The 10,062-nt window shown below is 41.3% G+C and carries 12 protein-coding genes and 1 pseudogene; 11 read left to right on the forward strand and 2 right to left on the reverse strand.

Features of this window, described 5'->3' with window-relative positions:
* Positions 1-701, forward strand: a pseudogene (locus VB654_RS24525) (hypothetical protein); the annotation flags it as partial.
* 388 nt (positions 702-1,089) lie between these two features.
* Here VB654_RS24525 and VB654_RS24530 read toward each other — a convergent pair.
* Positions 1,090-1,296 carry a Mu transposase C-terminal domain-containing protein gene (locus tag VB654_RS24530; protein WP_323216456.1) on the reverse strand — a complete coding sequence of 69 codons (207 nt, stop codon included), beginning with the start codon at positions 1,294-1,296 and terminating at the stop codon, positions 1,090-1,092.
* Positions 1,296-2,048, reverse strand: a complete 753-nt coding sequence (phnF, locus tag VB654_RS24535; RefSeq protein WP_323216445.1) for a phosphonate metabolism transcriptional regulator PhnF — start codon at positions 2,046-2,048, stop codon at positions 1,296-1,298. The genes VB654_RS24530 and phnF overlap by 1 nt, the downstream gene beginning before the upstream one ends.
* A gap of 163 nt (positions 2,049-2,211) precedes the next feature.
* On the opposite strand from phnF, the gene phnG reads away from it, so the two are divergent.
* From phnG to VB654_RS24585, 10 genes are all read left to right on the forward strand, one after another.
* Positions 2,212-2,670 carry a phosphonate C-P lyase system protein PhnG gene (phnG, locus tag VB654_RS24540; protein WP_323216446.1) on the forward strand — a complete coding sequence of 153 codons (459 nt, stop codon included), beginning with the start codon at positions 2,212-2,214 and terminating at the stop codon, positions 2,668-2,670.
* 128 nt (positions 2,671-2,798) lie between these two features.
* Entirely contained in the window at positions 2,799-3,395 is a 597-nt protein-coding gene (gene phnH, locus VB654_RS24545) for a phosphonate C-P lyase system protein PhnH (RefSeq protein ID WP_323216447.1), read from the forward strand.
* 125 nt (positions 3,396-3,520) lie between these two features.
* Positions 3,521-4,660 (forward strand): carbon-phosphorus lyase complex subunit PhnI, encoded by a 1,140-nt coding sequence (locus tag VB654_RS24550; protein ID WP_323216448.1) that lies wholly within the window; start codon positions 3,521-3,523, stop codon positions 4,658-4,660.
* The gene (locus VB654_RS24555) at positions 4,657-5,067 is read left to right on the forward strand and encodes a fosfomycin resistance glutathione transferase (RefSeq protein ID WP_323216449.1); all 411 of its coding nucleotides are present in this window, start codon (positions 4,657-4,659) and stop codon (positions 5,065-5,067) included. The genes VB654_RS24550 and VB654_RS24555 overlap by 4 nt, the downstream gene beginning before the upstream one ends.
* Before the next feature lie 30 nt (positions 5,068-5,097).
* Positions 5,098-5,958, forward strand: a complete 861-nt coding sequence (locus tag VB654_RS24560; protein ID WP_323216450.1) for an alpha-D-ribose 1-methylphosphonate 5-phosphate C-P-lyase PhnJ — start codon at positions 5,098-5,100, stop codon at positions 5,956-5,958.
* Positions 5,959-5,977: 19 nt separating this feature from the next.
* The gene (phnK, locus tag VB654_RS24565) at positions 5,978-6,748 is read left to right on the forward strand and encodes a phosphonate C-P lyase system protein PhnK (RefSeq protein ID WP_323216451.1); all 771 of its coding nucleotides are present in this window, start codon (positions 5,978-5,980) and stop codon (positions 6,746-6,748) included.
* Between the two features lie 44 nt (positions 6,749-6,792).
* Positions 6,793-7,518 carry a phosphonate C-P lyase system protein PhnL gene (gene phnL / locus VB654_RS24570; RefSeq protein ID WP_323216452.1) on the forward strand — a complete coding sequence of 242 codons (726 nt, stop codon included), beginning with the start codon at positions 6,793-6,795 and terminating at the stop codon, positions 7,516-7,518.
* Positions 7,511-8,647, forward strand: a complete 1,137-nt coding sequence (gene phnM / locus VB654_RS24575; RefSeq protein ID WP_323216453.1) for a phosphonate metabolism protein PhnM — start codon at positions 7,511-7,513, stop codon at positions 8,645-8,647. The genes phnL and phnM overlap by 8 nt, the downstream gene beginning before the upstream one ends.
* Positions 8,648-8,688: 41 nt before the next feature.
* Entirely contained in the window at positions 8,689-9,300 is a 612-nt protein-coding gene (locus tag VB654_RS24580) for a hypothetical protein (protein ID WP_323216454.1), read from the forward strand.
* 137 nt (positions 9,301-9,437) lie between these two features.
* On the forward strand, positions 9,438-10,061 hold the full coding sequence (locus tag VB654_RS24585; RefSeq protein WP_323216455.1) for a hypothetical protein: 624 nt from the start codon (positions 9,438-9,440) through the stop codon (positions 10,059-10,061).
* Position 10,062 lies beyond the last annotated feature (1 nt).

The raw sequence follows: 10,062 nt of genomic DNA on the forward strand, positions 1-10,062 counted from the left end.
AAGTTTCAACTCAAACCCAATCAGAGCAAGCATTCTGTGAAACCTCACGAACTTCTCAGAAACACCTCACAAACTCTTCAAAAGAGATTGTGAGGTGTGATTCTTCCACGCCACACGAAAACTCGCACTGTGAGGAGACGGCGATCGCACCATTGGGGGGTGCATCGCCTCAGATTATTGAGGGCGTGGAAGAAAAAAAAGAAGAGTTACCTACGGTAATGGACTGCACATCGCTGGCGCTTGTGGATGCTGTACAGGGCGAATCTGCTTTTTTGGAGGGAGAAAACCAAAATTTCAGTGTTGAGCCGAAATATTGTCATGTTCGCGCAGCGTCTCGTAGAGAAGGCACTTATTCCGCCGCGCCCGTTGCCCAAATTGAACAAACTACGCTGATAGGTGAAAACAAGGTTTCGGGCGATGAGGACAAAACCCATCATCACCACACTCTTTCCGCCGCACCTGACCACAATGATGAAAAATGGTCAACTGAAGGAATCGCAACCCGCTTAAAAGCGCGACCAAAACGGATGGAAAAACTAAAAATGGCAGGGATACTTCGGGAAAAACCTGATTTTGAGTTTCTTCACGAGTGCTGGAATGATGATCCTGCTTTGCAAATCCTGATCAAGAAGCTTATGTCGAAGTTTCCGCAGTGGGGAATTACGTGTGTGGATGGGGTGCTGGTTAATCGGGAGGAGTAGCTTGATCAGCCTGACTGCTGGAATATTCCAACACTCGTTATGGTGTACGATTGTGTACAGATTTTCTGCCACACAAATTACTTTGTAATACCGCCTATATGCTTGCAAGCATATTGCACCAATCCGGGTGTGACGGTTCAAAACTTTGTATCTAGACTAAATAGTTGAGTTTAGTAGTAATTTCGTACTACTAAACATCATATAGGTTTTTATCTATGCCCAGCGCAGATATATACCGCTTGTATCTATATGTGCCAGTTGGCTGTGCTTTGTGTCAACTTCTAAAGACCCCTAGAAGTTGACACATAGACAAACATCTATAAATAAGTGCAATTATTGCTCTACTCCCCTATATATGGCAATATCAAAGAACCTCAAACAGCTATAACTATTGCTGCAAAAAGGTTTTAAGGGCTAATTTTGTACAAATTATGGAGATACATTTAACCCAGCTTCCTTCTAGGTAGGCATAAGCTACACCCATATCAAAGGTGTCATAGCGCATGGGAACTTCGGTTTTTTCGACTGCGGGATTGCGGAAAGCATCGTTCCAGTAATAAAGATAATTAACTTTAATTCCCTGTCCTGGCTGGATTACAGCCGTTCCTTTGGTTTCAAATCGTTTTCAAAAAACAATTCCATGCGATCGCCCCGAAATCGAGTCACACCATATTCAATCACATTACCTGTTTGATCGACATTGACCGACTCAGCCAGGAGAATAGGTTGATTTAGGGGAAGTTGCAACCAATGTGCATCATCAGGCTGAACTATACGGGCGGAAACACACGTACTACGACGAATATGGTCACATCCATATACTTGCCGCAAAAACCAAGAGATTGATTGCTTTTCTCGAAAAATCTTGATGTTATGCGGTGCTAAAAAATCTGGAAAGCGCTGGAGGGGAAAGTATCCTGTACTCACACTAATTGCTTCTTCATCCGCTAAACCCAAACGTTCAATTAAAGCCACAGGTTCACCAAGCTTCATCTCTAAGCCTTTGGCAACAGCCCGATCAGCAGGTACTTCCAAGATCCGGAGTAGCTGAAATCTGGTTTGCCAACCTTGACCTTTCAGGGTTTGGTTATAACGCACTCGCTTACCGATAGCATAGCGAATAGTTTTAGCAGCGACAAACGTACCTCGCCCCTGATCAACTCTGAGTAACCCCTCATTTTTCAAGAGTGCGATCGCTTGTCTTAATGTATGACGATTGACGGCAAATTGTTCTGCTAACTTCGTTTCTGTCGGTAATTGGTCGCCAATTTGATAAATCCCTTGATGGATATTCTCTCGTAACTGGGCAGCAATTTTGGCGTAAATAGGCATTAGTTCATGATTCATAAAATAATTATCTGTATTTAGGTTGTCAACTGAATAGAATTGAGTTACTGTATTTTCATCTAGATGTCTAGATGAATTTAAGAACAGGTTAAGACATGAAAAAGGGATTGGGGAATCAACTCTCAGATATTCAATAGCATAATTACTTACATCCTTGAAGACAATGGCTAACATAACCCAAAGACAAACTTGGATGAAAACACTGGCTAAAGCCGAACTAAAGCAACTCGAAGCATTGGTAAGCAAGTTAGACACATTACCCAGTTATAGTTTTTTACGTTCTCCGGAGATTGGTTTAACGATGGTTCAAGGAAGTACAGGGGGTACAGGAAAACCATTTAATCTCGGAGATATGACTATTACTCGCTGTGTAGTCCAACTAGAAAGCCCAGCCAAATCAGAAAGCATCGTCGGTTTTGGTTATATAGGAGGGCGATCGCATCGTCATGCTGAATTAGCAGCCTTTTGTGATGCCCTACTGCAAAGTCCTGAATGGCATGATCAGATTCAATCTGAAGTAATTCAACCACTAAAAACAGCCAATCTGCAACGGCAAGAACTCAAAAAACGCCAAACCTCAGCCACTAAAGTCAACTTTCTCACAATGGTGAGGGGAGAATAAGTAGGTCGGCGTAAATAATTATTGTTGGAATAAGGCAGGGGGCAGGGGGAGAAAGAGTTTGAGCCTTATTTACTTTTCTTCACATAGTTTGGTTTTATTGCACCGACTTACTTAATCAAAATTTACAAATGACTCCAACATTTACCCATTTACCAGGCTTTTCAGACCCGATTCACGACTCTCAACGAACGTTTCGGGCTTTACTTGATGCTAGTTCTCGACCAGCAAAAGTATTTAATATTACATCTAATTTAACTACGCCCACAGGATTAAAACTGGCTTGTGCCGCAGCTTGTTTGACACTCCTAGATTTAGATGTTCAGGTCTGGCTGCAACCGGGTTTTGCACCCGAAGTAAAAGACTGGTTACTATTCCATACTGGCTGTCAATTTACAGAAGAACCCGAAAAATCCGACTTTGCCTTAATTCACGAACTGCCATCACTGTCACAATTATCTAGTTTTCATCAGGGGACAGCCGAACAACCCGAAACTGCCACAACGTTATTGATCCAAGTCGAAAGTTGGCAAGCAGGGCAACCTGTAATATTGACAGGCCCAGGAATTTTAGACAAACAAATTATTACCCCAAAACTTCCCAACTATTTTTGGGATTTCTGGGCAAAAAATAACCAATTATATCCACTTGGCATTGATGTTTTTCTATTAGCAGAAAATACAGTCATGGGGCTACCACGCACAGCAAAACGACAGGTCTATGATTGAGATTCTTGTTGTTATTAAAGATGCGCTATCGCCAATTTGTTCAAATATGAGGATTGAAGCAGCAAGGTTGAAACTTAAAACCTATATTAGCTGAAACACAGTATTTTTTATTAAAGATAAAAATCATGCCATACGTTGCAGTCAAAGGCGGTGAACAAGCAATCCAAAATGCAGAAGCATTACTCCAAAGCCAGCGCCGGGGTAATCCGGCTATTCCCGAACTAACCCTAGACCAAATTGAACAACAATTGACCTTAGCTGTAGAAAGGGTGATGTGCGAAGGCAACTTATATGACCGAGGATTAGCAGCCTTAGCCATCAAACAATCCTGGGGTGATTTAGTAGAGGCAATTTTTTTAATTCGAGCCTATCGCACAACACTGCCACGCTTTTACTACAGCCAGCCTCTAGACACCAGTCAAATGCAAATTCAACGGCGAATTTCCTCCATCTTTAAAGATGTGCCAGGAGGACAAAACTTAGGGCCGACCTTTGACTACATTCACCGCTTGCTAGATTTTCAGCTAATGGCAGAAAGTGAAGTTTCGTCAGCACCGGAAGCAGAAGCCAGTAATGAACCTGTTCCCTGGGTAATTGACACATTAGATCAAGAAGGGTTAATCCAGGCAGAGATAAATGATGGTTCTCCCACATCCCCACCGTTTGATTTAACTCGCCAACCCCTCACCTTTCCGGCGGGAAGGGATGCGAGACTTCAGAATTTAGCGCGTGCAGACGAGGGCTTTTTACTATCTTTGGCGTACTCTACTCAACGAGGTTACGGCAGAAATCATCCATTTGCGGGGGAAATTCGCATGGGAGAAGTAGAAGTAGTAATTTGTCCTGAAGAATTGGGATTTGAAATCGCGATCGCGGATATAACAATGACTGAGGTGCAGATGGTGAATCAGTTTCAAGGTAGTAAAGAATTACCCGCCCAATTCACTCGTGGTTATGGGCTAACCTTTGGCTACAATGAGCGCAAAGCTATGTCAATGGCCTTAGTAGATAGGGCAATGCGATCTGAAGAATTGGGTGAAAGGGTAGACAGTCCGGCTCAAAATATTGAATTTGTACTTTCTCACTCTGACAACGTAGAAGCACAGGGATTTGTCCAACACTTGAAATTGCCTCACTACATTGACTTTCAGGCAGAGTTAAATTTAGTACGCAAAATGCGACAAAATCAACAGCCAGAGAAGAATCATGATGTGCCTCACGCAGAGACGCAGAGAGAAAAAGAGAAAGTGAGAAAAGCCAAATGATTACAGGAATTAACCATATAACTTTATCAGTTGCCGATATAGAAAAATCTTTTAATTTCTACACCCAAGTTTTAGGTTGTCAAGCGATCGCTAAATGGCAACAAGGAGCTTACTTAATAGCAGGTAATCTATGGCTGTGCCTATCCTGGGATTCCCACACCCGCACCAGTCCTGCAACCGAATACACACATATTGCTTTTACTATTTCTGAACATGACTTTCCAGAATATAGCGATCGCTTGCTCAAACTTGGCATCAAACAATGGAAACAAAACACCAGCGAAGGAGATTCTATATATATTCTCGACCCAGACCACCACAAATTAGAACTACACGTAGGGAACCTATCAACCAGAATCGCCGCCGCGAAACAATCCCCCTACGAAAACATGGAATTTTTTGTCTAAAAATCTCTGCGTGACTCTGCGTTTAAAAAAATGCCCCAATCACAAACCCAAACCCAGACAGGCTTCAACTTTGCTTACCTCGACGAACAAACCAAACGCTCAATTCGTCGCGCCTTACTCAAAGCCATTGCTATCCCAGGACATCAGATTCCCTTTTCCTCTAGAGAAATGCCCATGTCATACGGCTGGGGAACTGGAGGAATGCAAGTCACAGCGGCCGTAATTGGTCAAACTGATGTTCTCAAAGTCATTGACCAAGGTGCAGACGACACCACCAACGCCGTGAATATTCGCCGCTTTTTCAAAAAAGTGTGCGGGATAGAAACAACAGAACAAACAGAAAAAGCCACCCTGATCCAGACCCGCCACCGCATACCCGAAACACCACTGAGGGAAGGACAAATTTTAGTTTACCAAGTCCCAATTCCCGAACCTTTACGCTGGCTCGAACCCTCATCTGTAGAAACGGGCAAAATGCACGCCCTAGAAGAGTACGGGCCAATGTACGTCAAGCTGTATGAAGATATTACCAACCACGGACACATTGCCACATCCTACGATTACCCCGTCATGGTGCATGACCGTTATTTAATGAGTCCTAGTCCCATACCACGTTTCGATAATCCCAAAATGCAGATGAATCCAGCACTCCAATTATTTGGTGCTGGAAGAGAAAAGCGCATCTATGCCGTACCACCTTATACCAAAGTTAAAAGCCTCGACTTTGAAGACCACCCCTTTACTGTGGAACGATGGCATCAAGGCTGTGAGTTATGTGGTTCTACTGAAAGTTATCTAGACGAGGTATTAATTGATGACAAAGGAGGCAGGCTGTGGATCTGTTCAGATACAGACTATTGCCGTCAGCAACAGCAGCAAAGGATATCTTAATTACGAATTACGAATTAACATGAAGCCTATTTTACAGATACAAGAACTAAGTAAATCTTACAATCAAATCCAGGCTTGCGATCGCATCTCTTTTGATTTGTATCCTGGGCAAGTTCTCGGTATTGTCGGCGAATCAGGGTCGGGCAAGTCTACTTTGCTCAAAGCGATCGCCAATAATATTACTATCGATAAAGGTAACGTTATTTACAAAAGTCGCCAGGAAAAATATTTAGAGATCACCCAAATTCCAGAACATCAACGCCGTTGGTTGATGCGAACCGAGTGGGGTTTTGTCCAACAAAATCCTCGTGACGGCTTACGAATGCAAGTAAGTGCAGGAGCAAACATTGGTGAACGATTACTAGATATTGGAGTCCGACACTATGGCAAAATTCGGGATGAAGCGGCGCACTGGTTACAACAAGTAGAAATTGATCCAACGCGAATGGATGACTTGCCAACAACTTTCTCTGGAGGGATGCAGCAAAGGCTACAACTTGCCCGTGTGTTGGTAACGCAACCACAGTTGATATTAATGGATGAACCCACAGGCGGACTAGACGTATCAGTCCAAGCACGCTTATTAGACTTATTGCGATCGCTAGTCAGAAACTTTAATTTAAGTGTAATTTTAGTCACCCATGACATCGGCGTTGTCCGACTCCTAGCCCATCGCTTACTAGTAATGCAACAAGGACAAGTCGTGGAATCAGGACTAACCGACCAAGTACTAGACGATCCACAACATCCCTACACCCAACTCCTAGTCAGCGCCGCCCTCACACCATAATCTTTCCTTCTTTCCTTCTTTCCTCCTTTGCGTGAGATAAAAAAATGCTAACCCTCAACCACCATCACCCACCAATTAACATCCATTCTCACACCCTCCTACACATTGAAAACCTACATAAAAGCTTCATTCTCCATCAACAAGGAGGAGTACGCTTACCAGTCCTCAAAAAAGTTTCCCTCACCTTAAATCCTGGAGAATGTGTAGCCCTATCAGGCGCATCTGGTTCCGGTAAATCTACATTTATGCGCTGTATATACGGCAACTATCGTGCTGATAGCGGCTCAGTATGGGTCAAACACAAAGGACATTGGCTCGATTTATGTCAACTTCTACCCCATGAACTTTTAGCCGTGAGGCAAAAAACCATTGGATATGTCAGCCAGTTTTTACGAGTAATTCCCAGAGTACCAGCCCTAGAAGTTGCCGCAGAACTTTTATTGGATTTAGGCGAAGATCCAAAAGTCGCCTTTGCCAAAGTTCAAGACTTATTTCATCGACTGCAACTACCAGAACGCTTGTGGTATCTTTCCCCCACAACCTTTTCTGGCGGCGAAAAACAACGAGTAAATTTAGCTCGCGCCCTTGCAGTTAATTTCCCAATTTTGCTACTAGATGAACCCACCTCAGCCCTAGATGCGACCAATCGCCAAGTAGTGATGGAAATTCTAGAAGAACGTAAAAGTATGGGCTGTGCCTTAATTGGCATTTTTCATGATCAAGAAGTGCGATCGCGACTGTGTAACCGGGAGTTAACCTGCAATGAATGAACAAATATATACCAACTATCGTCTCCAACTTCCAGATCAAGAAATCCTCGGTACTCTTTTAGTTCGAGATGGAATTATTGCCGATATTCAACCAGGAGTAGTTAATAGTGGACAGAATGGCCAAGAAGACTATCTCCTACCAGGATTGATTGAACTCCATACAGACAATCTAGAACGTTGTATGTCTCCCCGTCCAGGAATTCGGTGGCCTTTAGAAGCAGCAGCCGTTTACCATGACCGAGACTTAGCCAGTGCTGGAGTCACAACAGTATGTGATGCGATCGCTATTGGCGATATAGCTGCCGATTCCCCCCGTTTAACTAACTTTGCTCCCATGATTGATGTCATCTGTCAGGGACAAGCAACAGGACGCTTTTCTGTCGAACATCGAATACACCTGCGCTGTGAACTAGCTTATGAAGAGGTTTATCAAATTACCGAAAATTATGCCAATAATTCCCTCTTATCAATGATTTCCCTGATGGATCATACCCCTGGACAAAGACAGTTTATCAATCTAGACAAGTTCAAAGAATATTACATGGGCAAACATGGAGTGACAGCCACAGAAATTGAAAACCTCATCATAACTCGTCAACAAAAACAACAAATGTATGGACAAAAAAACCGGAAAGCTTTAGTAGAATTGGCTCAAGCCAAAGGTATTTCTTTAGCTAGTCATGATGATGCTACCGTTGATCATGTGCAGGAAGCTGTACAAAATGGAGTAGTGTTAGCGGAATTTCCCACCACCATAGAAGCAGCAAAAGCCGCCCATAGTTCAGGGTTACAAGTTTTGATGGGTGCGCCTAATTTAGTCTTGGGTGGTTCTCACTCTGGAAATGTTTCGGCAATGGAATTAGTTTTGTTGGATTTAGTAGATGTGATTTCCTCTGATTACGTTCCGCAAAGTTTGTTGCAATCTATTTTTATCGTTGCCCACAAAACTGGAAAACCTATTTATGAAGCCATGAGATTATTTACCAGTAATCCAGCCAAATCTATTGATTTATTTCATAATCGTGGCAGTCTAGAAATTGGTAAACGGGCTGATTTTATCACTGTTCATGATGATGGCATTGTACCGTGTTTAATTTCCACTATCTGTCAAGGTCGTCGTGTTAGCTGATGCCGAGTTCTAGTAATTGTATTTAAATTGTGAGGTAAAACATGGATTCAATTACAGTATTACCAAATGCCACGATTGAAAATCGAGGATTGGTATCTGAAAAATTTCTCAATCACGGAATTGGTAACTTTCACCAAGCTTGTAACTGGGTAAAAAATCTCCCCTATGGATTTAACTCCAATACCGAAAACTCTTTAATTATTTTTGCCGAAAATTGTGGGACTTGCACGACAAAACACGGCATAATAGCTAGATTAGCTGAAGAGTTAGGATTAAATATACATAAAACTCTAGGTTTTTATCGACTGAATGACGAAATCATCACTGGTGTTAACAAAATCATTCAGCCCTATGGTCTAGATTTTATTCCCCAAGTACACTGCTTTTTAGAATATCAAAACTTCAGAGTAGATTTAACCGCAGGAAATTGCAACGGTAAAAATAAACCAATAGAGAAATATGATTTTTTTGTAAAAGTAAATCCAGATTTAACAATCAAGCAAAGCGAGAAATATTATATAGAATACTTAGAAAAATATTATTTAATTGAGCCAAAACTTCAAGAAATTGGTTCTTTTAAAATATTACGAACACTTGAAGAATGTGATCGACAATTAAAATATCAATGCTCATTAATGTTTGAGAGTGCTTAATTCCTCTGAAACGCTATACTTTCGCGTAAAGTTTTTTTTCAGGAGAAGGATACAAATTATATTAGACTACTAGTGCCGCAGGGCGGAAGTCAAAAATCAAAAATTTATTTACGTCGTACTGTACTAATTAGTTAAGAATGAAAGTTGGTATTGCCATAATTCCTAGCCCTGATACTATCGAATCAATTATAGAATTACAACAAAAAATTATATCTATCTGCCCGCTTTACCCAATTTTGGGTAAGGTAACTAATCTTCCTCATATTACATTTTTACAAGGAAGATTTGATAATTCTCTTAACTGGTTAAACTTAATTCTCAATCTGCAAGATTACTGGCAAAGGCAACAATATTCACAAAAACATAAATTAATTAGATTAGAATATAAATCACCAGGATGGTATTTTTTAATACTTCACCAGCCCCTTGTATTTTTGGAATTACATAATTTTGTATTTTCAGCTTTAAAAAACAATCTCATCGTTACTGAAGAAGATTTAAAAAAAGATATTTCACTATATGATGATTTAGAAAAAAATAATTATATCAAGTACGGCTATCGATATATTGGCAATGCCTTTTATCCCCATATTACTTTAGGACAAACTATAGATAAATCTAGAGATCCTAACCAAGCTGATTGGATACATCTAGTAGAGTCATTTACAACCAAATATATCATCAAACTTGAAAGAATAACTATTTATCAAGTTGGTGAACACGGTAGTCATGCTCAAATTTTATACTCTGTAAATATTTAGT

The organism is Nodularia sp. UHCC 0506 (genome assembly GCF_034931045.1).
Taxonomy (GTDB): domain Bacteria; phylum Cyanobacteriota; class Cyanobacteriia; order Cyanobacteriales; family Nostocaceae; genus Nodularia.